25 protein-coding genes are annotated in these 25,895 nt (G+C 47.3%); 6 read left to right on the top strand and 19 right to left on the bottom strand.

What is annotated here, in order from left to right:
* Positions 1-264: 264 nt before the first annotated feature.
* From WBG78_RS20145 to WBG78_RS20160, 4 genes are all read right to left on the bottom strand, one after another.
* Positions 265-942 carry a peptidylprolyl isomerase gene (locus WBG78_RS20145; protein WP_337328279.1) on the bottom strand — a complete coding sequence of 226 codons (678 nt, stop codon included), beginning with the start codon at positions 940-942 and terminating at the stop codon, positions 265-267.
* Positions 943-1,012: 70 nt separating this feature from the next.
* Positions 1,013-1,363, bottom strand: a complete 351-nt coding sequence (locus WBG78_RS20150) for a hypothetical protein (RefSeq protein ID WP_337328280.1) — start codon at positions 1,361-1,363, stop codon at positions 1,013-1,015.
* A gap of 246 nt (positions 1,364-1,609) precedes the next feature.
* On the bottom strand, positions 1,610-2,395 hold the full coding sequence (locus tag WBG78_RS20155) for an energy transducer TonB (RefSeq protein WP_337328281.1): 786 nt from the start codon (positions 2,393-2,395) through the stop codon (positions 1,610-1,612).
* A 254-nt stretch (positions 2,396-2,649) separates the two neighbouring features.
* Positions 2,650-3,348, bottom strand: a complete 699-nt coding sequence (locus WBG78_RS20160; protein WP_337328282.1) for a hypothetical protein — start codon at positions 3,346-3,348, stop codon at positions 2,650-2,652.
* A gap of 160 nt (positions 3,349-3,508) precedes the next feature.
* On the opposite strand from WBG78_RS20160, the gene WBG78_RS20165 reads away from it, so the two are divergent.
* Entirely contained in the window at positions 3,509-3,712 is a 204-nt protein-coding gene (locus WBG78_RS20165) for a hypothetical protein (RefSeq protein WP_337328283.1), read from the top strand.
* Between the two features lie 28 nt (positions 3,713-3,740).
* Here WBG78_RS20165 and WBG78_RS20170 read toward each other — a convergent pair whose 3' ends face one another.
* Positions 3,741-4,100, bottom strand: a complete 360-nt coding sequence (locus WBG78_RS20170) for a VOC family protein (protein ID WP_337328284.1) — start codon at positions 4,098-4,100, stop codon at positions 3,741-3,743.
* A 127-nt stretch (positions 4,101-4,227) separates the two neighbouring features.
* Here WBG78_RS20170 and WBG78_RS20175 point away from each other — a divergent pair, with 127 nt between their 5' ends.
* Positions 4,228-4,530, top strand: coding sequence for a putative quinol monooxygenase (locus tag WBG78_RS20175; protein ID WP_337328285.1), 303 nt, complete (start codon positions 4,228-4,230; stop codon positions 4,528-4,530).
* A gap of 4 nt (positions 4,531-4,534) precedes the next feature.
* On the opposite strand, the gene WBG78_RS20180 is transcribed toward WBG78_RS20175, so the two are convergent.
* The 8 genes from WBG78_RS20180 to WBG78_RS20215 all read right to left on the bottom strand — a co-directional run bounded on the left by WBG78_RS20180 (position 4,535) and on the right by WBG78_RS20215 (position 9,754).
* Entirely contained in the window at positions 4,535-5,263 is a 729-nt protein-coding gene (locus WBG78_RS20180; protein ID WP_337328286.1) for a molybdopterin-dependent oxidoreductase, read from the bottom strand.
* Position 5,264: 1 nt separating this feature from the next.
* The gene (locus WBG78_RS20185) at positions 5,265-6,011 is read right to left on the bottom strand and encodes a cytochrome b/b6 domain-containing protein (protein ID WP_337328287.1); all 747 of its coding nucleotides are present in this window, start codon (positions 6,009-6,011) and stop codon (positions 5,265-5,267) included.
* A 51-nt stretch (positions 6,012-6,062) separates the two neighbouring features.
* Positions 6,063-6,365: a DUF1330 domain-containing protein gene (locus tag WBG78_RS20190; RefSeq protein WP_337328288.1), complete on the bottom strand. Its 303-nt coding sequence runs from the start codon at positions 6,363-6,365 to the stop codon at positions 6,063-6,065.
* 87 nt (positions 6,366-6,452) lie between these two features.
* Positions 6,453-7,367, bottom strand: coding sequence for a polysaccharide deacetylase family protein (locus tag WBG78_RS20195; RefSeq protein ID WP_337328289.1), 915 nt, complete (start codon positions 7,365-7,367; stop codon positions 6,453-6,455).
* A gap of 92 nt (positions 7,368-7,459) precedes the next feature.
* Positions 7,460-7,933, bottom strand: coding sequence for a hypothetical protein (locus tag WBG78_RS20200; RefSeq protein ID WP_337328290.1), 474 nt, complete (start codon positions 7,931-7,933; stop codon positions 7,460-7,462).
* A gap of 107 nt (positions 7,934-8,040) precedes the next feature.
* Positions 8,041-8,457, bottom strand: coding sequence for a GNAT family N-acetyltransferase (locus tag WBG78_RS20205; protein ID WP_337328291.1), 417 nt, complete (start codon positions 8,455-8,457; stop codon positions 8,041-8,043).
* A 4-nt stretch (positions 8,458-8,461) separates the two neighbouring features.
* Positions 8,462-9,214, bottom strand: a complete 753-nt coding sequence (locus tag WBG78_RS20210; RefSeq protein ID WP_337328292.1) for a dienelactone hydrolase family protein — start codon at positions 9,212-9,214, stop codon at positions 8,462-8,464.
* A 162-nt stretch (positions 9,215-9,376) separates the two neighbouring features.
* The gene (locus WBG78_RS20215; RefSeq protein ID WP_337328293.1) at positions 9,377-9,754 is read right to left on the bottom strand and encodes a DUF1801 domain-containing protein; all 378 of its coding nucleotides are present in this window, start codon (positions 9,752-9,754) and stop codon (positions 9,377-9,379) included.
* A 142-nt stretch (positions 9,755-9,896) separates the two neighbouring features.
* On the opposite strand from WBG78_RS20215, the gene WBG78_RS20220 reads away from it, so the two are divergent.
* Positions 9,897-11,465, top strand: a complete 1,569-nt coding sequence (locus WBG78_RS20220; RefSeq protein ID WP_337328294.1) for a carboxypeptidase-like regulatory domain-containing protein — start codon at positions 9,897-9,899, stop codon at positions 11,463-11,465.
* A 123-nt stretch (positions 11,466-11,588) separates the two neighbouring features.
* Here the strand turns inward: WBG78_RS20220 and WBG78_RS20225 are convergent, their stop codons facing one another.
* Positions 11,589-12,029, bottom strand: coding sequence for a VOC family protein (locus tag WBG78_RS20225; protein WP_337328295.1), 441 nt, complete (start codon positions 12,027-12,029; stop codon positions 11,589-11,591).
* A gap of 25 nt (positions 12,030-12,054) precedes the next feature.
* Here WBG78_RS20225 and WBG78_RS20230 point away from each other — a divergent pair, with 25 nt between their 5' ends.
* Positions 12,055-14,685, top strand: a complete 2,631-nt coding sequence (locus WBG78_RS20230; protein ID WP_337328296.1) for an ABC transporter permease — start codon at positions 12,055-12,057, stop codon at positions 14,683-14,685.
* 25 nt (positions 14,686-14,710) lie between these two features.
* On the opposite strand, the gene WBG78_RS20235 is transcribed toward WBG78_RS20230, so the two are convergent.
* Positions 14,711-15,382, bottom strand: a complete 672-nt coding sequence (locus WBG78_RS20235; RefSeq protein WP_337328297.1) for an L-2-amino-thiazoline-4-carboxylic acid hydrolase — start codon at positions 15,380-15,382, stop codon at positions 14,711-14,713.
* A 137-nt stretch (positions 15,383-15,519) separates the two neighbouring features.
* On the opposite strand from WBG78_RS20235, the gene WBG78_RS20240 reads away from it, so the two are divergent.
* A complete protein-coding gene (locus WBG78_RS20240; protein ID WP_337328298.1) occupies positions 15,520-15,834 on the top strand; it encodes a hypothetical protein in 315 nt (104 codons plus the stop codon).
* Between the two features lie 30 nt (positions 15,835-15,864).
* Here WBG78_RS20240 and WBG78_RS20245 read toward each other — a convergent pair whose 3' ends face one another.
* Positions 15,865-17,976 carry a S9 family peptidase gene (locus tag WBG78_RS20245; RefSeq protein WP_337328299.1) on the bottom strand — a complete coding sequence of 704 codons (2,112 nt, stop codon included), beginning with the start codon at positions 17,974-17,976 and terminating at the stop codon, positions 15,865-15,867.
* A 64-nt stretch (positions 17,977-18,040) separates the two neighbouring features.
* Between WBG78_RS20245 and WBG78_RS20250 the strand changes: the two genes are divergently transcribed.
* Positions 18,041-18,610, top strand: a complete 570-nt coding sequence (locus WBG78_RS20250) for a DinB family protein (RefSeq protein WP_337328300.1) — start codon at positions 18,041-18,043, stop codon at positions 18,608-18,610.
* Positions 18,611-18,667: 57 nt separating this feature from the next.
* Here WBG78_RS20250 and WBG78_RS20255 read toward each other — a convergent pair whose 3' ends face one another.
* From WBG78_RS20255 to WBG78_RS20265, 3 genes are all read right to left on the bottom strand, one after another.
* Positions 18,668-21,058 carry an ABC transporter permease gene (locus WBG78_RS20255; protein WP_337328301.1) on the bottom strand — a complete coding sequence of 797 codons (2,391 nt, stop codon included), beginning with the start codon at positions 21,056-21,058 and terminating at the stop codon, positions 18,668-18,670.
* 558 nt (positions 21,059-21,616) lie between these two features.
* A complete protein-coding gene (locus WBG78_RS20260; RefSeq protein WP_337328302.1) occupies positions 21,617-24,205 on the bottom strand; it encodes a tetratricopeptide repeat protein in 2,589 nt (862 codons plus the stop codon).
* Between the two features lie 100 nt (positions 24,206-24,305).
* The gene (locus WBG78_RS20265) at positions 24,306-25,772 is read right to left on the bottom strand and encodes a Gfo/Idh/MocA family protein (RefSeq protein WP_337328303.1); all 1,467 of its coding nucleotides are present in this window, start codon (positions 25,770-25,772) and stop codon (positions 24,306-24,308) included.
* Between the last annotated feature and the right edge of the window lie 123 nt (positions 25,773-25,895).

Genomic DNA, 25,895 nt, shown 5'->3' on the forward strand with positions numbered 1-25,895 from the left:
ATAAATCCACGTTCGAAGATCACTTCAAGTGATGTTATCATGCTTAATAGCATTCATTCATCTTTGAATTGACTTAAAGTAACTGTTGAATCACTGAAGAAGTAATCACAAGTTTTGGATAAGTACCGGGAAGGCAACGATCTGTTCATTGATGCCGTCACCGTTGGTATGTGAAGCGCTTCAATGGTATTCCTGAGCCAATCAAACGGCCTGTGAGGCTAGTATTTGATGATCGTGATGGAGAGATCAGCCTTGGGCAGATGCTTAACGAGTCACAACGGAGATCTTAAAGGGTATCTTCTTTAGCGGTTTATCCTCATTGTACACCTTTACCGTAGCGATCTTATCCACTACATCCATGCCTGATGTTACCTCACCAAATGTTGTATACTGCTTATCGAGCGAGATATAACCACCTATTGACACATAGGTATCGACTTGTTCGGGTGTAAGTGTAAGTCCCTGGTTGCGGGCGGCCATCTCCACATCTTCACGCATGTATCGCTCGCCATGGACAATAAAGAATTCCGCTCCCGAAGATTCTTTGTCTGGATTGTTCTCATCCACTCTGGCCATAGATAACGCCCCACGCTTGTGAATGTAATTGGGATTGAACTCTGCCGGGATTCTATAACCAGGCTTCTTGTTCAAATCGCCCCCCTGGATCATAAATTCCGCTACGATCCGGTAAAAGTCAGCATCTTCATAGTATCCGTCCTTGATCAACTTAACAAAGTTAGCTCTGTGAAGCGGTGTCTCCGGATAGAGTTTGAGAGTGATGTTTCCAAAGGATGTCTCAATAAGCACCTCATCTTCCGGATTCTCCTTGCCATATGCAGTTAAAACCTCCCGCAGATTTTGTGGTGTAATGACCACAGGTTCTTTCTTGTTACAAGCACCCAAAGTGATGAACAGGATGAAGATCAGGCAAAGCCGTAGCATATATTTAGTGGTTGGCCGCTAAATATAGCAAATGAGTTGCTTATTGATGTATTGGCTGTGATATCTGCTGCTACTGTATCTGTTTTACTATCGGTTTAAAGGCGTCGATGCCGGCAGGATCAAACTTTGTATAGAGGTAGTTTACTTCTGAGCATTTCGATTTGATCTTTATCGTATAATCGTCTTCGTTATTCTCAAAGAAGTCGATCAGCATTTTGTTATGCCTGACCGTATCTGAAAAAATCAGCTCTCCGGATGAAGAATAAACTTCAACGAGGGCTCCTCTTAATGCACGGTCGACTCTAAAGTAAAAAAGATCATTTCGTACGGCGAGCACTGAAACAGGGTTGTGTGCTTTTGCATTGGAGATTGTTGCCGGCAGACATAGGGCTATAGCCGCGGCAAGGGTGGTAAGCTTCATGTAATAAAAAGTTATATCGTGCACATTGCGATTGCCGTGCCGCGTATTGCAATCGGTGCATATTGCGTTAAATGAGGTTATGATGAATGTTTACAATCCATTTCCAGAAACTCATAACCAATCTGGGAAAAAATGCTCTTGTAATATTTGAAGATGTTTTGATCTGTTGATTTGGAACCTGGCGGATAAAGTCCCGCCCCAAATCAACAGACCACAATTGCCGCTAACTGTTGACTGACCGCTAACTCATTGCTGAAGTGTAAACTTGATCGGAAGTACCATTCTCACCTTTACCGGAGCGCCAGCCTGCATTCCAGGACTCCAATCTTTCATAAGATTCACCACCCGAAGTGCCTCAGCGTCGCATGATGCATGTATACCTTTGATTACTGTTGCTTCTAATATCTCACCTGACTTACCCACGATGAATCCAATGTATACGGTTCCTTCAATTCCCATTCTTCTGGCTATAGCGGGATAGCGTAGATTCCTTGATACAAATCTCGCCATTGCTTCCAGTCCTCCCTTGTATGACGCGCCTACTTCGGGATTCAAGAAGATCGGGTCGACGATCTCAACGGGGGGTGCCTCCACAACAGTTTGAATTTCCCCTCCGGGTACACCGGTGACAGTTTGAGCATCTGTGCCTGTTTCACTTCCTGGCTGAAAGGTCTGGGGCTCATCAGGTATCACTGCCTCCTTGACAGGCTCAGCCGTTGCAACAGGTGGAAGTTCTCCTCTTGTTTGTTGAATCTTTGTTGCAGGTGGTTCGATTTTTTTGATCGGAATTATTTCAACCACTGATCCGAGATCGATAACCGGAGGATCAACGGGCATACTCGGTATGTATCGTTTGTTGGTCGCCACAAATGAATACGCCGCGATTGCTGCAGCCAGCCCAAGAGTTACCGTGGTGGCTCTGTTGACATTTGATGGATAGGCTTTGCGAACTGCATAAGCACCATACTCGTGATTTCGGTTCTCGAAGATAATGTCTTCCCAGGACCGTGATTCATTTGAACCTGTTTTCATGTTGCTTGGATTTAGGTAAATGTCATACTCCAGATTCCAGGCAACAGGAAGTCGTGATCCCTTGTCAATAAGGTTCAAGGTGGAAGTCACGCCTTCCACTGCGCCTGATAAAGTTGGTGTATTTGATAGTAAAATCGTGTGCAGCGTGAAAAGTCACGGGTGGCACAAAGATTTTTTTAGCACCGGCAAAGACGACGAGATTAATTGAGAGTATGCCGGAGAAAACTGGCATACCGCAAAAGGCTTAGCTAAACCTACAAAGAATTGTAGTAGGCAACGAGTTTTGTTAATTCTTGCGGGTTCTTGGAAATCTTATTGTCGGAGATAAATTTTTCCAGCTCCTGTTGATGATCGGGAAGCATGGCCACCAACTTCTTGGGATTGTTGAATGGCCGGGGGATCTCGTTATCTACCTTAATGTAGTATTCTACTTGCTTTTCTACGTAGCGTGCGGGTTTGCCTTCCGTTTCAATCGCCTTGGGAGCTACTGCATCTTTGAACTGAATAGGCTTCCTCATTAACAGTGTCGCCTTTCCGCTGTCGAGTCTTATATAAAATGCATAGCTATTGTCACGTGACGCAAGCTTGTCAACGATCATACTGTACGTATCAAACTTAACCAGCATAATATTGGGGGTTGGCATGACAACATAAGTGGTCCCCTTCAATTGATACTCAAGATTATCGTCCGCTGCATTGTAGCGTGCCGGCACATCGTTGAAGGTACCGCGTTTGGCACGAATGAATGCAGATGCAAAATCAGGAGATGAATAGGGACTTCCCTCAATAACTATATCCGGCGGGTTCACAGACTTCCGCGAATCCATAATCAGCATATGGTCTGTGATGTTCGTCCCTGCGCCGGCATTCATCATGTTGGCCGGCATGTGCTGAGCCCATCCTGAGTATGGAATCGCGATCAAAAGAATGTAACGAGCAATTGACTTTATCATGGCAAACGTTTTTGAATGAATGATGAACAACCGGTACCAATAACACTAAAGTTAATATATTTAGGCGTCTGACCGCCTGCCGAATCAATATTAAGGTTGGCAGAACACACGTAACCCTGGCACGGATGTTTCCGTTTCCAGTTTCAAATGGACCTATCCTATGAAGAAGATCGACATTCTCAATTTCATTACTGATTTCAGAAAAGCCCCCAATTCCGTAAAGACTTATTCAGAGCTCGTTTCCCATCTTGGTAAAGAAAATGAAGCTGCCCTCAATACCATGCTGTCCGAATTAAAACAACTCCGGACAATCAGGGAAGTCGAACAAAACGGCGAACGCGCATTCCAGGTAAACGCCAAATAATTGTTTTTTTTTCTGCTGGCCGGTTCTGCTACGGAAGCTTAAACTCCGGATTGAAAATCAATCCAATCACATTGCCCCAGGGATCACGGACGGTCGCAGTTACAATTTCACCTCCTACGTTTGTTGGCTTTTCATGCTCTGAAGCACCAAGTGAAATGAGCTTGTCATAACTCTTTTGAATATCACTAACGCCCCAGTACGACAAGACATTGTCTGCCGTCGAGTTGCCGGTGCCTTCGGGTAGTAGTCCCAGTTCATATCCGGCCACATTAAAGCCCACGTAAAATGGCTCATCAAAGTAAGGTTTTACGTCAAATGCGCGCGTGTACCATTCCTTAGCCTTGCTGAGATCGGGTACTTTATAGATTGTTGTGCGAAGTCCAAGCATATTATCAGATTGAGGAATAAATCTCGTCAAAAAGTAACAACAAGGAAAGGCTCGTTGCAGATAGTCCCTGTCTGTTAAATCTTTATAGCTTTGAAAGAGTAAGCATTATCAAAAATACGTCTCAACTATGTCCGCTGATTCAAAACTGATTGTTATCGCCGTGATTACCGCCATTGATGGACATCAATACGATCTTCGCGCTGCCCAGGAAAAGCTTGTAGCTGAAACACGAATGGAAAAGGGATGCGAGTTATACGAACTGAATCAATCTCTTGATGACTCGCGCATCTTAATATTTGTAGAGCGATGGACGACCGAGGCCGACTGGAAGGCCCACATGGAAGGTAGTGCTGTGGCCAACTTCCGGGCTAGTGGTGCACCGAAGTGGGTGGAGTCACAGCAACTTCATCGAATGACCGGCGTCGCATAGTAAACTAAATCCCATTGTACCAGGCCCAGCCAATGTCGCCATGATCAACGAACTCATCGGTGACTTCGATCTTGTGAATGTACTTCATGCTTTTGAAGCCGATCTGCTTTTCAATTCTGAGTCTCACTGGAGCGCCGTGCGGAACTGTCAGCGATTTTCCGTTCATACCATAGGCCAGAATTGTCTGTGGATGAAAGGCATCATAAAGATCAATGCTATCGATCCATCCGTCGTATGAGTGGAAGTTCACGAACCGCCCCGAAGCTTTGATACCCGCGTGTTGCAGCACCGACGATAACGGAACACCTGTCCATTCGGCTATTGCAGTCCAGCCTTCTTCACAATGATGCTTCGTGATTTGCGTTCTTGATATGAATTTTTTAAGGTCGTCAAGGGATAAGGAGCCAGGGCGGTCAACACTTCCTTCGATTCTCAATTGCCAGTCGGCAAAAGAATTTCGCTGTAACTGATCGTATGCTTCGCTGTACTTTGCAGGGTTCGTCGTGCCGGTTGCAGGCATAGAGGAAATATCAGCGAACCGATATTCTTTGGCAAGCGATTGTCCGGGCAACAAAGTGCGCTGTGCGATATAGGTAAAGTTGTCACCCATTCGAAGAATGTTGCCATAATTGGGTGGTGTCGGCCTTGAGCATTGCTGAAACAAAAGGGTTCCCATGCCTGCAAGACCGGTAACTAAAGCCTGCCTCCTCGTTATGATCGCCGACTTTTTCATATCATTTCCCGATTACAATTGCTTTCATATTCTGTATGAATCCGGTGATAATGATCATCACCAGATGTACTACCAGGAACAACTCCACGGCTATTGAGGCAAAGAAGTGAATGGTTCTGGCAGACTGTGTTCCACCCCACATGCTGACGATAATGGGGAAACCAGCCGCTACTGCAGGCGACATAGCCAATCCGGTCATCACCACGACAGGCATACATACGAAGATTACTCCCAGATAAGTTATCCGCTGCAAAAGATTATACTGAGTACCATTACCCATTGACCGGGGTGACCGAAGATGGTCAATGAATTCACGCCACAGGTTTCGAAAAGAAAAGGAATCGGCTGAGGGCAGCATGCGTTTACCAAAATGGCGTGTGATCAGTCCTGATCCTATATATATAGAGCCGGTAATCACAAGGACCCAGGCCGACAGAAAATGGAGGCTCCTGCCCCATCCATTCTCATTAAATATGTCATAAGTTCTGCTTGCACTAACAGGCGACCCTGAAGTATCGAAGTAGGCAAACTTTTCGTCCCAGCCATTGTGCTTGTAATTGCGGCTGATGGGGAGTTCTATGAATGCCGGCGTAAGATCGTTTCCAACTTCGCCCCAATATAGCCGGGGATGCACCATCAGTATATAGAAACCTGTAACGGCGAGACTAAGAAAGCTCACGGTGATAACACCGTGGGAAATTCTTACCCATCGGGCATGTCGGGAGTTTGACCGTACCGGGTGTGACATTTTTTTGGGATGGCGAATTGAATATACGAAATGAATCGTGAATGTCCCTCTCTATAGTTTGTTTCCAAGAATCATCACCGACTCTTTGATCGACATTTCCTTTAGATGTACAAACTTCTTTCGTTCTTCGTCCTTCTTGAAGTTCTCCAGATCCTGCTCACTGTCGAACTCAACAAGATGAATCTCGTAAGGCTTTTCTCCCATATGCTGAATGAATGCCTTGTCATCCGGCCGCACGCGAAACAACAGACGTCCGCGATATTTAGCGATAATGGGTATAGCAACTGCTTCAAATTCGTCGAAGACCTTTTCCTGCCCGGGAACCAGATAAACAAGTTGTGTAACGTAAATCATGTTGCTGTTTTCTTTAAGTCAGATACAACCTTCTCTTTAACAGAATACGATAGAACCCTCCTACTCGTTGTTCCACCCATCGAACACTCAAAGTCCAAGCGCATTCATCCGCGCTTCCTCGTATTTCGAATCTTCTGCCGGATATCGAAGTACAGCTTCAAACTTGCCCGACTCTTTTGCAAGCGCCCATATGAGACTTTCTCCCGCCGGAATGTTTGCTGGCTGCTTTTCAAATATCGGATCGCGATAAGCTTCATCGGCTGAAATCACTTTCCACCCTTTCGATTTAAACATGTCAATCAAATCGTCGAGGAACAAAGCCGAGGCAAGGTTATGATGAAGAAGCATAGTATGGCTGATATTACGACCTGTCAACTTAAAAGCAAGGTCCTCATAGTACATGGCTCTTTCGTACAAGTGTTCAAGGTAAAACTTCCGATAGCCATCAACGTTGGCTTTCGGCTTCTTTCGCAGGCGCATTCTTAAACGCGAGGCGATATACCAGTCTGAAGCGTCGATCGTAACATAACCATTACGATATCCGCTCTTCTTCAACAACGAGCGCGCAGAATCTATTTTCTCACGAGTGTCTCCTTCCTTAAGATATGGAAATCTGAACATCTGAATGTAGCCGGGATACTGACTAATAACTGAATCAGTAGATAAAAATTCCTTTTTGAATTTTTCATAAGTAACTGCCGCACTGCCGTAGTTCGGGTGCGACCAGGTATGATTACCTATCCGGTGCCCACGGTTGCTCCAGCTGCGAAGCAACGCCTGACCCAGGTCATCGTTCTTGTTGTTTCCCGTTACAAAAAACACAGATCTGATTTTCGCCCTGTCGAGGTTATCGAGCAGCATGCCATTCCATTCAGCAAACGGGTAGCCAGGCATGTCGTCCGTAACACCATCGTCGAATGTAAAGCTGATCACTGGCTGAGCAACTATCGTTACGCAAGCAAAGGTAAAAGCGAACATCAGCGTGGTTCGAATAATCATCATCTGTTATTATTTCAGGATACCAAGTTAAGGGATAGATAGACAGATATCACTCTCCAAACTGGAAATAGAAAGAAAGGACAACCGGGTAAATGCTAGCCGAGAAAAAAATAAAGATCTGCCAGAAGCACAGGAACAGCTCTTAGCAATACCGGCTTCAGAACGCTGGCAGAGTTTTTTTCTGTAACCGAAATAAAAAGTGCAATCAAAATGGCAACTGCGAGTGTGCTACCACCAATAAAAAGCATTTGCTGATATCCTCTGCTGTCTGATCCAAGCACAAGGAGCGCTATTCCTACCAACGACACTGATGAACTGATCCAAAGGACTTTAGGCACGATAACGAAGGCGAGCATTTCCTTCATCCCTGCGGATCTGCCATCATCTGTTTTTATTTCTCCCGGCTTATATGCCGAGAGAAAAAATGCCAGAGCCAGTCCGAACAACGACACAGACGTTACCGTCACATCAAACGGGTCCATATGAAGTATTATAAATAGTACTCCGACAATCAGACCTATTAAAAAGATCTTTTCAATAAGTGAAGTGTAGGCCTGAAGTGATTTCATTGACAGAAGATCGTGAGCTCAAGTATACATAAAATTAACTGGTCCGGACAGCGCCTCTGCAACGTCAGCCTGCTAATATCTGGAACCACCGACGCTTAACGCGATCTCTAGCTCACAACTTTAATCATGCCGCTTCCAAACTTAGCACTGGGTCGTTCAATGAATCCAAACTCTTTATAGAAAGGCTCCCGCCCCTTGCTGCACATTAAACCGATGTTGGAGTTCGCCATACTCTTTCCGTCAACGTATTTCAGCAATGCCGTCATCAAAGCATTTCCCACACGCTGACCCTGGTATTCGGGTCTCACTATTACATCCTGGATATGAAAGTAAACCACATCGTCGCCAATGACACGCCCCATGCCAATTGCCTCGCCTTTTTCATTCATTGCCACAGCAGAAAACAATGTATTGTCCAATGCTTTGCTTACTGCTCCCTCGTCGAAAAGCGGCCATTCAACGGAACGCCTGAGCGAAATGTACTCTTCAACTGATGGCAGTCTATGATCGATGATGATCTTCATCTTATCATTTCAACACTTCCTTCAGAAAAAGCAACGTGTGGTCCCATGCCCGCTTTGCCATTGCTTCATTGTAGTCTTGTGACTTCGGATCAGTGAATGTATGCTTCGAATACGCATAAGTCACAATCTGCCAGTCCGCTTTGCCCTCATTCATCTCAGCAACGAGCTTCGACATGTCCTCTGGTGTAACGCCTTTGTCTTCTGCCGGATTTTCTACCAGTATACGAGTATTCAACTGACCATTCGGACGCTCTGCTGCTTTACCCAACCCACCGTGAATGCAAACAACACCTGTGACGGGAAGATTGCCACGCGCGGCTTCCAATGCGCCGGTGCCTCCGAAGCAATAACCGATTACGGCAATCTTGCTGGTGTTTGCCCCCTGTTTCTTTAGCTGATCCAGTGCGAGTGTAATGCGCTTTTGATATGCCGCATAGTCACTCCGGTACGAGCCTGCGGCTTTCGCTGCAGCGGCGTTGTCTGCCGGAATGTTTCCCTCACCATAAATGTCAGCTATGAACGCCACATAACCTTGCTTCTGAAGGTTAAGGGCAGCAGTTTTCGCCTCTTCATCAATGCCCTTCCACGCAGGAAGGATTAACACACCAGGTAAGTTTTTTCCAGTGTTACTGGTGACCAGTCCATTGAGCTTTTGCTGACCGTCAAAATAAACAGAGGGTTTGAGATCCTGAGAAAACCCTGTAAGAACAATGCAACTGAGTGCCAGTGAAAGCAGAGAGAGCCGATAAGTGTTCATAGCGGAAAGGAGAAGAAATGTTTAAGATGGATGAGTTGACGTTTATGCAACCAATGTAGCGACTTTCTCAAATTTCTAAAAGCTGAGAAAGCAGCGCGCTGGAATCAGTGCTATCTAAACATGCAGTAATTTTCTCCTCCGGCTTGTTACCGCTGAAGCACACTACTTTGTTCGGTCAAGATAGGCTTCGTATGCCTGTTGGATGAGCGCCTTGAGTGCGTCGGAGCGTGCATCATTTTTTGAATGTATTTCAACATAACGCGATATCTTTCCGCTTCCCTCCAGCAACTTGTCGGGATCGGACAACTCGTTGCCTTTATAGAACCCGAGCTTTAGCCCTTTTTTTGAAGGGACAAGGGTGCATACCAGATCGATATATCGCTGTCCGTAACAGTATGCCACCATCTTAGCAGGTCTGTCCAGTTGTTCAATCACGTCAGGGAGGGACTTTGAAAGCAAGCCGCGGATAGTCAACGCCCTGGCTAGTACATCTTCGCCATATGACGAAAAGAATTCCTCTGTGGCTAGGTCCCTCTTCATATAGGAATGTTTTGCAATTGTGATGATAGTCATTAGCTCACATGAATCCAATCCTTGCCACCTTATAACAGCAGACAGGCTGTCCATCAAAAAGGTCTGGCAAATGCCGCCTTTTGACCTAAATTCGTTTTAAATGAATGTGATGTCCCGCACCCGGACGACGATTTTTCAATTCCTTTCGATGATACTGATATGCTTCAGTTCATCACTACTTGCACAGCCTACTGAGACACTTACCGCGCGTGTTGTCGATGAAAAGAACGAGGGAGTGCCGTTTGCCAGCGTGCGCCTGATCAAATACAACTCAGGTGTAATCACAAATGCCGATGGAAGTTTTCAGATTCCGGCACAGCATGAATTCTTAACGGATACGCTGGTGATCAGCTGTATCGGGTTCAGGACTCGACGCGTAGCCATGGCCGGACTCGATCCCTCAAAACAAAACACCATCCGCCTGCAATCTTCCGCGGTCGAACTGACGGCGGTGGAAATACGGGCCGCCAACAATAAGCGACTTACCGGCAGCAGAATTGTTGAAAGAGCCATAAAGCGGATCCCGTATAATTACCCGACCTCACCGTTTGCCTACATTGCTTACTACCGCGACTATCAACTGAAGGACAACCAGTACGTTAATTTGAACGAGGCCCTTGTTCAGGTAATCGACGGCGGGTTTGAAACCGATGATCAGTTAAAAACCAGAGTACAACTCATCGAATACCGGCAGAATCCTGCCTTCACGATCGACACCGTTGCGCGACAGCCCTACGATAATCGAAAGCGCAAGTTCATTCCTAACGCCACGCTAAAGAACTTTCACGGCAATGAACTTGCCACACTGATGGTGCACGACCCGATCAGGAATCACGAAGTCGTCAGCTTCTCCTTCATCAACAAATTCGATAGGGATTTTCTCTACAATCACCGTTTCTCAATGGCGGGCCGCATAGTTGAGGATGGGAGAGAACTGTATATTGTTTCTTTCGTTTCCAACGATCGCGTATCTGGTACCGAACACCAGGCCATCGGCAGGTTGTTCATTGAAAAGGAAAACTATCGCATTCACAAACTGCAGTATTCAACCAACGAATGGCAAGAACACAAGGCTGTTCCGATCTATACTGTCAACGTAGAGTACGCATTGCGCGCCGAGAAAATGTATCTGAACTACATATCATTTAACAACACATTCAGGATGGGCAACGCCAATGATTTCAGGGTTTTATCAGCACATCAGTCAACAGACTCAGCTGGATTTATTGTCCGGTTCAGTCACGAACCCACGATGAGCGCGCTTGAACCAGGCTACTATGATTTCAGAATAAATGGTAAGCGTGTAGATGTCAGGAAGGTTGTCTTCACGGAAGGGAAGGCAGGCAATCCCAAATATCACCTGGAAGTTCTTGTATTGCCAAGGCACAAGTCTGAATTTGATAAAGAACTGAAAGAGTCAGTGATGAAATCCATGACGATCGACTTTCATGGCATTACTGACCTTGCGGGACGAGAAATCAACATCCCAACGTACATCGACGCGACTCAATATCGGGAGATCTTTGTTCAGCAACTGTTAAACAGCAATACGAAACCAAAACAATACCCGGAGATGAACAAGAATACGCCTCTTTATGCAATCCCAGGAACTGAAAACCACGACGCATCGTCGAAGTATTGGATGAACACACCGCTAAAAACGGAAATTAAGAATTAAGAGTTAAGAATTAGCCATCACGACCTTCGGTCGTGCCAGCAACCAGCCGCAGGCTGGCGGCTAATTCTTAACTCTTAATTCTTAACTCTTAACTCTTAATTCTTAATTCTTAATTCTTAATTCTCACCCTTTCTCGGAGCAATTGAACATCCAGCTGATGCCAAACTTGTCTACGCAGCTCCCAAAATAGTCGCCCCAGAACATGTCCTGTAGCTCCATCGTTATAGTTCCGCCTTTAGAGAGTGCGTCGAAAAGTCTTTTCGTTTCCTTGCGCGTATCGGGTCCAACATTGATGTTAACATTGTTTCCTTTCACGAGTTTGAAGCCCATGCTTTCAGGTGAGTCAGTGCCCATCAGTTTATGCCCGCCGGTAATGGTAAGTTCCACATGCATCACCAGCTTCTTGTCGCCCTCAGATAGAGGAGGCATGCCCTCCTGAGGTGGAATGTCGCCCATGCGCATGATGCCTTGTCCGCCGAACTCGCCGCCGAATACTGACTTGTAAAAATTGAACGCCGCTTCTGTGTCGCGGACAAAATTGAGATATGTGCTTACGTATGCCATGATTATATATTATTAAGTGATATTGATGACACGAATATCAGATTTCGCTGATCATGAAAACGGGGGCGAATGCGTCAAAAAAAGGGGTGGAAATAAGATTCCCGATTCTCATCCCGGGTTTTTACCCGTTCACTACATCATCACGACGGGTCGCTACAATAGATTTGATCGCCGCTGGCCATTCTCCGATATTTCAATAAGTGCCAATCCAAACGTTATGATTCGAAATTACATTTCCGTAGCGCTCCGAAATATCCTAAGACGCAAGTTGTTCTCCTTTATCAACGCATTCGGACTAAGCGTTGGAATTGCATTTTGTGCATTGATCTATCTGTACATAGAGGACGAAAGAAGTTTCGATCAGTTTCACGTAAACAAGGATCGAATCTTCCGCATGGAAGTAAAAAGTTTTAACACCTGGGACCGAAACCCCGACAAACCTTTCGACAGACATGCATGGATGCAGATGGGGTTGCAGCCGGCTCTAAAGGAAGACTTTCCCGAGGTGGAATTTGCAGCGCGTTTCAATCCCGATGGAGAGTACATATTCCGCTTCGGAGACAAAGCCTTTACGGAAAAGATTGCATTCACGGACGGCGATTTTTTTAAGATGTTCTCGTTTTCTATGCTTAGCGGAAACGCCGGCACCATTTTTAATACGCCTCTGGAGGTAGTCCTGACTCCAGCAATTGCCAGCAAGTACTTCGGCAATGAAGATCCGATTGGTAAAACCGTAGTGATCGACATCATGGGCGAAAAATCTTATATAGTGACCGGACTGATAGACGCCCCTCCGGCAAACTCCAGTATAGACTTTTCCATTTTGGTTCCGACACAAAACCGATGGGGTTACGACCGACGTCTTACTGAATGGAACAACTACAATAATCCGACCTTTGTACAACTGGTTCCGAACGCTGACATGAGCACGTTCAACCGAAACCTCGACAAGCTTGTTGACAAACACCTCGGTAATCAAATTAAAAAGTGGCGCAAGGAATCTTCAGTTCACGTTCCTGATGATGTAAAATTGCTGGAGTTCGTTTACACAGCATTGCCTGACATCCACCTTAAGACAGAAATCGGATGGACAAAAGTTAGTGATCCCCAATACTCGATCATTCTCGGTGGACTCGCAGCATTGATTCTGTTCATTGCGTGCATCAACTATGTTTCCCTCGCCCTTACTACGTCTGTTTCGAGAAGGACAGAAGTCGGTGTGCGTAAGGTTGTAGGTGCACAAAAGTCTCAGCTGGTTTATCAGTTTGGACTCGAATCTATAGTACTTGCAATGATCTCGATGGTCGTGGCATTTGGACTGGTGTTTCTCTTTCTGCCGACGTTCAATGAATTTACGGGCAAAGGCATTTCGATAACGTTCGGACGCGCGTTTTCATTGTTATCCGTAAGCATAGGCCTGACGTTGATCGTTGGGCTTTTGGCAGGAAGTTATCCTGCGCTATTTCTGTCTGCATTTCGTCCCGCAGCAGTTTTGAAAGGCAGATTCACGTCAAAGCTTCAGACCGGCTTTACGCGGCCGCTTGTTGTACTGCAGTTTGCCATGTCTGCCTTCCTCATCATTAGTACTGTAGTGATGTACCGGCAGATGAACTATGTGACAACAAAGGAGCTGGGTTTCGATCAAGAGCAGATCATCGCCGTGCGAACGCAAACCGGCTGGAACAAAGAGGCTGACAGAACTGTTGAAAGATTTCGTACGCGTCTGCAACATGAGTCGTCGGTTGGTTCCGTAGCAGGTACAACATCCAGTTTCAACCGCGGCTACTCACGATATGGATATAAGATCGACGGCGAACAGCATTCGACATTCGTATATGGTGTCGATTCTTATTACGTGCCAACATTAAATCTCGAGCTGGTGTTGGGAAGGAACTTCTCGTCGAACATTCCCTCCGACACCAACGCAGTACTTGTAAACGAAGCACTGGTAAGAGAGATGAAATGGAGTGATCCTTTGAACGAACACCTCAACTGGAAGGAAGATACCGTCGGACTCGGCTCACGAGTAATTGGAGTCTTGAAAGACTATCACTTTCAGTCGCTCACAGAAGTTATTCAACCGATGTTGCTATCTATGGATACCCGGTATGCGGGTCACCTGGAAACGATGCTGGTCAAGCTCGAAGCGGGCAATCTGCCGGATCGCGTGAAGTCGGTACAGAAAGCATGGAACGAACTATCGCCAGGCAAACCCTTTGACTACACGTTCATTGATGAAGACGTAGCACGGCAATACGAGAGGCATACGCGCTGGATGAAGATCACCAGCCTGGCAGCCGCGTTCGCGATCCTAATTTCATGCCTGGGACTCTTTGGCCTGGCCGGCATCAATGCAGTCAATCGTACAAAAGAAATAGGCATTCGAAAAGTACTTGGTGCCGGTATCAGCAGCATATTCTTCCTTCTCAATCGTCAGTATCTGTGGTTATCATTGATTGCTTTCACTCTCGCCGCGCCTGCCTCATGGTATGCAATGAGTCAATGGCTGTCCGGCTTCAAATTTTCAATTGAACTGGGATGGGAACTGTTCGTGATATGCATGCTCGGAGGCCTTCTTGTAGCGCTTGCTTCGGTAAGTTATCATACCGTCAGAACAGCATCTGTTAATCCGGCGGAGACATTGAAGCATGAATAGCCGGAACACACCAAAACAACGGGAGCTATCTGGCAGACTTTCTATATCTAAAGTCGCACTTAGCCGCCCCGTTGGCAATCGTGCTTGTTCGTATCAATTCAAGGCCTGCAAATTCCGAGGTGAGCTTGTCGACTTCACACAGGATGGAAGTGTACTTTCCAAAGGCATGTTTGTTGAACAATTTGCACACGCCACATTCGATGATATCGACGCCATAACCGAGGCCGTAGGTCTCTTTTTTGGCAGTGATTATCGTCGCGATGAAACCCTCCCGGTTATCGTTCTTTCCCAATCGAACCGCCAACGACTTTATGAGTACGTTCCATAGTCGTGTGCCTATGAGTTTTGCAGGGAGCCGCTTCAAACTTCGCTGAATCGCATTTTTCGGAGCAACGTAGTCCATCACGACCTCAAGGCTTACATTCCGGATCACATCAAACGGTTCATTGCGTTCATCCAGTTTTTTGATCAGTGCAAGGAAACAGGCGCAAAAGTCGAGGCGCCGATCCAGTGGATTTGCCGAGTGAAAAGAGAATTGTGTGTCGACCGAAATGGAGCGATAGTTCTTTTCCGTTTCAGCGGCAATCGCCGGATAAGCGTCGGGATAGTTGCGTTGTATAGCCCGAAGGAAATATTTCTTGTAGCTGCGCTTCAACAGGTAACCTTCGGCAAAGTTGTCTTTGCCGGGTCTATCCAATTTACATTAAAAAAGCTGGAAGATTGTTTATATTTCTACTCCCGGTGGGCAAGGCACATCCATCGACAGTCACTTATTTAATCAGCACAATTATTTCGACCTTTTCGAACCGAATTCAGCTTCGCTCTTAACACATCATGGACGACATCTTTCCGCTAGGCAAAAAGCGTTTCACAATTGTATTGAGCGTGCTGATGACGATCAACGCCGGCTATTGGATCGTGTATGTCTATCTGCAGGGACCTCATCCAAGTATAATTGACATTATTACCGGTATTATTGGATTCTGTTTTATTGGCCCCCTCCTGTCCGCCATACCCGCAGCCTTCATTGCTTTGATTCCGATTGCTGCAAAAAGTTACTGGAAGCGATGGCTGAGGCACACGCTCGGCCTGTGGGCAGGATTCAATGTCATATTTATTGTGGTCATGATTATGGAGCTGGCCGGGTAGAGCGGGTGCGCTTTACTTTCAACATCACCACTACTTCTTAAGAAGCTTTTTTGTCAGATATTCGGCTATAGCCCGGTCAAGTTTAACTTCATTATCATGTTTCATCCAATGGTGTGTATCATCGACGATCACCATTGTCTCCATTTCCACTCCCTTCTTAGTCAATCGTCTTACCAGGTCGGTGCTTTGATTGAACCGAACGTTCCTGTCATCATCAGCATGTATGATGAGCACCGGCGACGACCATGTATCGAGGTAGGCAACGGGTGACGATTTCCATGCTACTTCAATCGCCCTATCAAGATCCGGAACCTTCTCATAACGGTTAGTCGTGTTAAACGCATTGCCTCTGGCAGTGACAAAGTCATGCACGCCATGAACATCCACACCAGTGGCGAAAAGTTTCGAGTCGCGTGCCAGCGCCATTGCCGTTAGGAATCCACCATAGGAACCACCATAGACGCCAATGCGCGATGCGTCAACCTTTGGTTGTGCCGCGAGCCACTCCCCTGCTGCCTTAATGTCAAGATATTCCGAAGCACCGAGCATGCCTGCATTTGCCGGCTGATGAAAGTTAAAACCATAGCCAATGCCCAGGCGGTAGTTTACAGACATTACAGTGAAGCCAAGGCTGCACAAATATTGATTGAGCGCATAAGCGTTGGTGTAGTAATCAGAGTAATGCCATCCTAGTAACATTTGCCTAGGCGGCCCGCCGTGAATATAAAGTACGGCAGGACCTTTGCCTTTCATGTTTGCCGGTTCGAACACATCGGCATGCACTGTAATTCCATCGGAGGATTTAAAAGTGACTTTCCGTGGCGTCACGAGATTCTTAGGAAATATTAATGCGGGTAGGCGTGTCTCATCGATGAGCTTTATGGTCTTCTTTCCATCGATCGCCAATACGGCGGGTAGCGGTGGCCGTTGTGAGGTGGCACTAAGAAATGCCAGCGATTTGCCATCGCCTGTAATGGCAGGCGTCCATTCCAGACCACTGCCTGGAGTAAGAACTTCAATGCCCGCCTTATCAACAGCAACACGCACAACGTGACGCCTATCAGCATCTAAAACATCGGGACCGGTATTAGCGCTGAACACGAGCCATTTTCTATCGGCTGACAAACGGATATGCTCTGCCATAAAGTTACCGGGTGTGAGCAGCGTTGGCTTACCACCCGAGGCAGGCAGAGAATAAAGATGCTGCCAGCCGTCTTCGTAAGACAGAAACACGATGCGATCATTGGCTGCCCAATGAAGGTTCGCACCACCATGGGTAGAAGGATATGATCCAGCCAGCGTTGCAGGTGCCTGCCAGATCATTCCTGAACTGCCAGAGGCCACGTCTGCGGTCCAGATAGCCCATGGGTTGTGATGCCTTTGAAGTAACGAGTCAGGTGCACCTCCTGCTCCCGGTGTTCTGATAAAAACGATACTCTTTCCGTCCGGTGACCATCGCGGTGATCCATCCCGCGAGAAGTCGGGTGCGAGCCATTGAATCGGTTTGTTTTCTCCGGTGAACACTCCAATCAGCGCGTGGTCATCGCGGGAAGTGACAAACACCAGTTTTGAACCATCCGGCGACCATTCAAGATTGCCTACACTGCCCCTGGTCGTGAACAGACTTTTTGAAGGAAACGAACCGTCTATGGGAACAATCTGTGCCTGGCCCCCTTTGATAAAAGTAACGTAGTCGCTATGCGGTGAAACCACCGGCTCGTCGCCCTCACCGAGCGATTTTACTTCGCCGCCGGCAAATGGAACGCTCATCACCTGAACCTTATTCGGTTGGGTTGCAAAGGTAGGATTGACAGGCAGGGCGTCGTCCCAGTTGGCACCGTGGTCGCCCCCACGAACAAACACCACCCACTTGCCATCATCAGAAACTGTCAGGCTGGTGATTTCCTGCCCATCGTCTTCATCATAATTTGTGATCTTCCTTGATTGAAAGTCAGGGCCCTCGGCAACATAGATGTTTCGTTTACCTGATTCATTCATTGCCCAGGCAATGCGCGATCCATGTGGTGAAGCCACAAGTTCCGTCGGAAATGGATAGCTTTTGATAGCTTCGAGGCTAAACGTCGTCTGCGATAACGCGACCTGGCCAGTGAGCACTATCGCAGCAATGAGAAGGATTCTCATAAGAGTTCAGGTTAAGGTTGAGTAAGTTATGAATTGAGCACAAACAACCAAGCGCCGTCTATGGATGAGTGCCGGCATTTTCTTATTTTTTGCTGATGAAAACATACTGCAACCGATGACGGCTATTCAAATACTAACGACACAAACCGAAGGCGCCTATCAGTGGACATTCCGCATGCTTGACAACGTGGCGACAGACAAATGGGACATTATGCCTCCTACAATCGACTCAACATTGTCGTGGCAGGTGGGCCATCTGTTGGTTAGTCACTACTTCCATTCCATATGGGTGATCAGAGGGCATCAAATGGACATACTTCAATCTATTCCTTTGAAGGTCTATGGAGAGTTGTATACCGATGCACCACCAGTAGGATCGATTGGCAAAAGCACGCCTGAGCAGTTGCTCAATCATCTCAGGATTATGCAGGACAAATCGCTTGCAATTATTTCTCAGCTCACAGATGCCGATTTGGAGAGTCCGCTGGAGCCTACACCGTTGAAACATCCAGTGGCAAAAACTAAATTTGAAGCGATCGACTGGAACATCAAGCATACCATGTATCACTGCGGGCAGATAGGCATCATCAGAAGGGTCGTCGATCAGCGATTTGATTTCGGATTGAGGGTTTGAACTATAGTGTACATCCGGGTAATAAAACGGTCGACTAGCAAGGAGTCGAAATATTTTTTATTCTGATCGCAGTGAGCGCACCGGATCACTCATCGATGCGCGTATCGTCTGGAAGCTCACCGTTGCAATGGTGATGATCAATGCACCTGCAGCAGACAACACAATCACCCAAACCGACACACCTACACGATAAGTGAATTGCTGCAACCATTCCGTCAGGTAAAACCATGCACCGGCTATCCCTATCACGCAGGCCACGATAACCATCTGCACAAATTCAAGCGACAGCATGGTCCATAAATTGGAAACGGATGCTCCCAGGATCTTTCGAATTCCAATTTCCTTTCGGCGTTGTTCTGCGATGAACGAGGCCATACCAAATAGTCCCATGCAGCTGATGAAAATAGCGAGCACTGCAAAGATACTGGCAAGTCTTCCTACGCGCTCTTCGCTGGCAAACTTGCGTGCATACTCTTCATCTACGAACTTGTAGTCGAAGATCGCCGATGGTATGACCGTCTGAAATACCTTTTCTATTTTCAATAGTGCTTCGCTGGTACTCATTGTAGGGTTGATCCGCATCGTAATCATGTAAGCCTCATCGTAACTTAACTTATAGGCCGTTGGCTTTACCGGATCGTAAGGAGATGTCATCACCATGTCTTTGATGACACCAATTACCTTCCGTTTTTTTCCATCCCATGTGATCTCTTCATCGAGTGGACTCTCGAAATTCATAAGGCGGGCTGCTGTTTCGTTCAGAACTACTGCCGTTGAATCCGTGGAATGCACGCGCGAAAAATCGCGACCATGAACGAATTTCCAGCCAACGGTCTTTCCAAAGTCGTGGGTCACGGCCATAGTCACGAAGTCGCCCTGCACATTCGGGTCTTTACCACGCCATTCAAGTGAAGTAGAACTAAACCAAACTTCAGTGGCGGGATTGGATGACTCGGCCATGTCTTCAACTGCCGACGATCTTTTGAGCTCGTTCAATAACGTCTGTGTATTGTTGTTGATAAAAAAATCGTCAAGGGTCTTTCGCACCATGATAAGCCCGGCCCGCGTATAGCCCACCGGTCGGCTCTTTGCGTACTGAATCTGTTGCCATACCACCACCGTACCAATGACGAGCGCAATGGAGACGGTAAACTGAACAATCACCAACACTTTGCGCGGAGTTGCTGCAAACCTTCCGGCTTTAAAAGTTCCTTTCAGCACTTTCACAGGCTGAAACGATGAAAGATACAGCGCAGGATAACTGCCGGAAATGAAACTGGTGATCAGAATAAATATCGCACTTGCCACCCAGAAGTACAGATTGGTCCAGGGCCAGCTCATACGTTTATCCGTAAGCTCATTGAAGAGTGGCAATGAGGCGGTAACCATCGCCAGCGCAATGAAGAATGCACACAGCACTACGATGAATGACTCTGCAAGAAACTGCTCGATGAGTTGTGATCTCTTCGAACCTATTGACTTGCGTATGCCAACTTCTCTCGCACGTCGCTCCGACTGCGCAGTACTCAGGTTCATGAAATTGATACACGCAAGGATCAAAACAAAAGCGCCGATGAGTCCAAACAACCAAACGAACTGAATTCTGCCGTCAACAGATTTACCATCTCGGAAGATAGAGAACAGATGCCATCTGCTCATGGGCTCAAGAAATAATGCCGGACTCTCTGTGCCTGCCTCCTCTGCTGAAATATTTTTCTTCTTCAGGTCTGCAATCACATTGTTTACATCTTCGATGTCCACACCTGGCTGCAACTCAACAAACAAAGATATGGTCTTATTCCACCTGTGTGTGTCCGCCTCAAGCCACGGGTTACGCGCCACCCACATGTCCCAGTTGCCAAGAAATTGTGTGTTGTAAAAGCGGGAGTTGTAAGGCATTTGTTCAAACACTCCAGTCACTTTGACGTCAATGGAATTATCGATTCGTACCGATTGATTAAGGGGATCGCTTTCTCCAAACAACGCTTTGGCGGCTGACTCAGAAAGAACGATTGACGACTGATCACTCAGACTCTCCAGCGAACCAAGCTTCATTTTATAGCTGAACATCTCCAGTCCTTCAGGCTCTATGAATGTTCCATTCTGCATTGTTTTTTTATCGCCAACCTGCAACACGTGATTGCTTTCCCACCACGCTGTGACTACACGTTTGAAGTAGTTGCCGTATGTAGTCTTCAGCGCCTGACTCGCCGGCATCGGGCACTCGGCAATTGTCTTCACCTGGCTATTCACCGTCTGGTTCATGTACACCTGAGCAATCCTGTCGTAGTTCTGATGGTTGGTGTTAAATGACAACTCATCGTACATCCACATTCCGATGAGAATAACCACTGCCATCCCAACAGATAATCCCGCGACATTGATGGAAGCATATCCGCGGCTTCGCTGCAGGTTGCGGATGGCGACTCTAAAAAAGTTGAAAAGCATGGCTGTTCTGTTTGACGCCGACCCGGAATCCAACAAGCATGCCGGGATGGATCGGGAGTGTGCTCGCATCTGCGGAGAGTCCGGTTCTTTGGTCCTGAGTCTTTAGTCCTGAGTCCTGAGTTTGGTCTTGAGTTGCGGCAGTTGTTAGTTTCAAAGCCAGCGAAATTCGGCATGACGTTAAGTCAGTTTTGGGTTGCCTTATGCTCCTTCAAATTATGGCAAAGGACATGCCTCATACGGCTGTTCGCGACAGCCCTTGATACCTGCGAAAAGTTAGTCTAGGTTTCATTGACCTTTCATTAAGGGTTCATTGAGGGTCGGTTAAAACCCCGATGTCTTGAACGCTCAGATTCGCTGTGACATAATGTCACAAAGAGCAGGTCTGAATGAGTTGCCATTTCTATTCCTTGAAAGCAGATCGCGCATTAAATAATGGGGAGCAGAATTTTTAAGAAATCCGTTCGGAATGTTCTTACACTTTGTTGAGGAAGCCTCTCAAACCAATTCGCAAGGTCAATTACGCGCCCGCCAGCGGTCGGTGAGGTCCGGTAGCGAACGTCAATTCCCTGCCGCCTTCGTTCGCATCGAGTCGGTCTTAGCGCGAATCTTTGTCATCATCTGCACAAGCTCAGGATCGTCTTTAAACATTTGAAAGTATGGCCCGTGAATCACCTTCGCATGGTCTACCCAGTTCAGGTCAATTGCCTTTTGCAACCAGGTCAGTGCCTGTTCACGGTTACCACGGATGGCATACACGCTGGCCACATAGAACGGCAGATCAAAGCTCTTAGAACCAGTGCCGATCTCCTGCATGTTATTCTCCATCGCACGGGTAAGATACACTTCGGCATCCACGCGATTGCCTTCTTCAAGGAGGATCTGCCCCAGTCCGATGGGACTTACAGTACTCCGATCATCTTTATAATCGGAATTATTCTCTATCGAATTTTGAAAGAACCTCTTAGCCGACTTTGTATCTCCGGCAAAGTGTGCCATTAATCCCGCCACTTCGAGCACACGTGTGTCCGTTGAATCGATCTGCAGCACGCGTGGAATAAGTTTGCGTGCTTCGTCTGCCCTCCCCTGCGATACATATGTATAGGCCAGGAGTTCGTATGTGTCGTGCTGGTCCGGGCTTAAATCCAGTGACTTCCTGAACCAGGATTCGGCACTGGGCAAATCATCAAGCAGACGATAGATCCAACCAATGATCTGATAGAAGATCCAGTTGCCCGGATCCATGCCTACCCCTTTCTTCTCCCATTTGAGGGCATTGGCCAAATCACCCATTAATAAGTAAGTCGTTCCAAGATTTCCAACAGCCTTCTCGTTGGATGGGTTAAGTTCAATTGCCTTCAACAATACCGGAAGAGCTTTGTCATACTCTTCGCGATAATTATAAACGACGCCCATTGCCTTGTAGGCATCAGATAAAGTAGAATCCAACTCCACTGCGCGCGAGGCTGCCACAAAACTCGAGTCTGTCCAGGCATACTCCTGAAGGAAGCGTCCGTATTTTTGCGCAAAGGCATCCCCTAATCCCGCCCAGGCGCGTGCATACTTTGGATCTTGTGCTATAGCCATTTTGAATTGACGGATGGCGGAGTCATTTGCCGCGGGCGTGTATTTATAGTATAGGCTTCTGCCTTTCAGGTAGTAGTCGTAGGCCGTGGGGTTCTCCGTTGCCTTAACATGAAGACGTTTTTTCTCCCGGTCATCGAGCTTCAGTTTGAGTTGATCGGCGATCACCTGGGCGATCTCGGATTGTACTGCAGTGATGTTGTCGGCAGTACGCTGAAATGTATTGCCCCAGATAAAAGTATTGGTTTCGTCGATGAGCTGCGCACGTATAGCGACATGGTTGTCGTGACGTTCTACACTTCCTGTAAGAAGGATGGTTACATCCAGTTTCCTCGCGACGGCATCGAGGCGCAACGCCTTTCCCTGGTACTGCTGGATCTTACCCTGATTTGTTACCCGCAGTTGCCGGATGATCGTTAACCGGTTGATGATATCATCTGTTATTCCGTCGGCAATGTATTTATCCCTGGAGTCGCGGCTGCGATTTTCAAATGGCAACACCGCGATCGAAATGATCCCGTTTCCTTCCGCATCCGTGGTCAGTGGGGCGATCGCCGGTTTTATATAAGTGAAGTAACCATATTGAAACACCAGCGCCAATACCAGGAATGATACAAGCGGAAGAGAGGTGAAGGGCTTCTTTCGATGCGATGGAAACGGATTGGTGGCGGCCTGTTCAGAATTTGTTCGGATGAATCCGTGAGGGCTTACTTCGTAGAACCAGGCGATCAGCGCGGCAACGGGAAATCCGATCATCAGACCTGCCGTTGCAAAGTTGGTAAATCGTTCTTCCAGTTCCAGGAACGGAGTAAGCAGCAGCAGCATCTGATGCAGGAACAATGCTACGACGACATAAGCGAACGCGGCCCGAAAGACATTTCTCCGAAGGAGTTCCGACCAGAACCATGATACGTCCCGATCGGGTCGGCTTACCACGGTAGCTCTGGACGCCGGAACCGGAACAGGTTCCTCATCCGGCAGCAAAGCTTCCAAGATCTCTTCAATTGCATTTGCCGTCTTGTTAAGCTGATCACGATAGAAGGTCCGGTTCAGATTGTCAGTCCGATTGTCGGATGTGGTAAGGGGCCGGTTAACACCGTGCGACTTGAAGATGAACTCTACAGACCGCAGCACCGTACCGCTCTCCTTTTCATATAACAAGCGGTCCTTAAGATCCAGATCATGGATCTGAACCGGCAATATTCTGCTCGCTACATTCTTGTTTAACAGTTTGACGTCCGGACCGAGCCGGTCATCTTTGGCCAGCCTGCAAAACACCTGAAACTCATTACGCCAGGCAAAGCTTTTAGGATCGCAGTACGTGTGCGAAATGATCGGAATAAATATGATGGATTTTAATTTGCCTTCGAGACTCTTGTCGACATTATGGGTCTCGAGAAGACCGTCGTAGAGGTTGCTGTCGAAATAGATCGACACCCTTTCCTTAATAGTAGCCGCTAACTCGTTCTGTAAATCGCTGACAAACTGTGTTACCCAACCTGAGCGATTATCGTTATGCCGGTAGCTGATAAAAACATCGTATTCGTAATCCGGTAAAACTGCCATAGCTGTGCAGCCTGGTTGAGGGGATAGTGCCAAACAAAGGCGCAGGATGTCCTGCGCCTTGTTAACCTAATATACCGGATTTTAAGAAGAATCCCGCGGGCTATACTTCCCAGCCTTTGCGATAAGTTCTTCCTACAAACTGATTGGCATCCTCGAAGTTGGTGATCTTCATCTTGTCGCCGTCCCACAGAAGCTTCTTCCTTCCGTAGAATTCCTGCTGTCCCTTCGAATTTTCTTTTCTCAACATGTAACTGCGAATCGCCAGGTTACCCATCAGCACTGTCTCTGTCATCGGACCAGCATAGTCAAATGAAGAGGTCAGCTCCTTGTGCTCTTTGCTTCCAAAGCCGGCTTTGCAGGCATCGACCCATCTTCTCTGGTGACCGTATTCCGGTTCATCAGTCGGACCGTTGTCCGGACCAAAATCCTTAGTGCCATCATTGAGATAAAGCTTTGGCATGAGCGGCGAGCTGTCGTTGATGTTGGTAGATATCAAACCTTTTTCACCGATGATGAGCACACCGTTCTGGCTATTGGCACCGCCGATATCACTGTCAGCTGGGATAATCTCAGGGTGAGAAGGACGAATACCGCCATCGCTCCAGGTCATCTCAATTGGTGCCTGGCTCTTGGCTGTTGCTGCGAAGTGAATTGTGATGAACGACGACGGAGGACATCCTTCCGGATGATAATCCGCGTTCCACATCTGCGTGTATACTGAAGCTACGCTGCACTCAGCATCGGTTGGATATTTGAGTCCTAGTGTGCGGAAAGGAATGTCGATCAGGTGACAGCCTACATCGCCCAAAGCACCTGTTCCATAATCCCACCATCCACGCCAGTTAAAGGGGTGAAGGTTCGGCGTATAGGGCTTGTACTCAGCAGGACCGAGCCAGAGATCCCAGTAGAGATCTTTCGGCTTCTTGCTTTCATCGGGCGCAGGCATGGCAAATCCCTGCGGCCATACCGGACGATTCGTCCAGATATGTACTTTGGATATCTTACCCAGCTTGCCGGAATCAACCCATCCCTGTACCATTTTCAGAAGAGGGTTCGAACCGCCCTGGTTACCCATTTGCGTAACCACTTTCTTTTGACGGGCCATCTCCGTGAGGATACGGGTCTCGCGAATGTTGTTCGCCATCGGCTTCTGAATGTAAACGTGCTTGCCACGCTGCATCGCGTAAACTCCGGCAGGCGCGTGCACGTGATCCGGTGTTGAGATGGTCACTGCATCGATGTCTTTCTCCTGATCGAGCATGACGCGGTAGTCATTATATAACTTGGCCTTAGGGAAGTTCTCCACCGACTTCTTCGCAGAACCGGAGAAGTCGACATCACACAAAGCGAGAACCTTTTCGCGTCCTTTAACGGAAGCGTTCAGAATGTCACTCGATCCTTTTCCTCCTGCACCGATGGCAGCGATTACTAGTTGATCGCTGGGAGCAGTGTATCCAACGCCACCCAGTACGTGCCGGGGTACGATAAACACTGATGATGCCACCAGACTTTGCTTAATGAAATCTCTTCGGGAGGAATTGCTTTTTGATTTGTCTCGTTCTTTCATTTGTTAATATTTTGTTTGTTCAGGGCCTATGGAATAGCCAGCCAAAATTTTCTTCCGTAGGGTAACGCTGTGTAATAGCATTCATGAGGTAGTGTTTTGGTGGTAGCTAAAAAATGATCCCCG

Origin of the sequence: Chryseolinea sp. T2, from assembly GCF_037203685.1 — a bacterium.
Classification (GTDB): domain Bacteria; phylum Bacteroidota; class Bacteroidia; order Cytophagales; family Cyclobacteriaceae; genus Chryseolinea.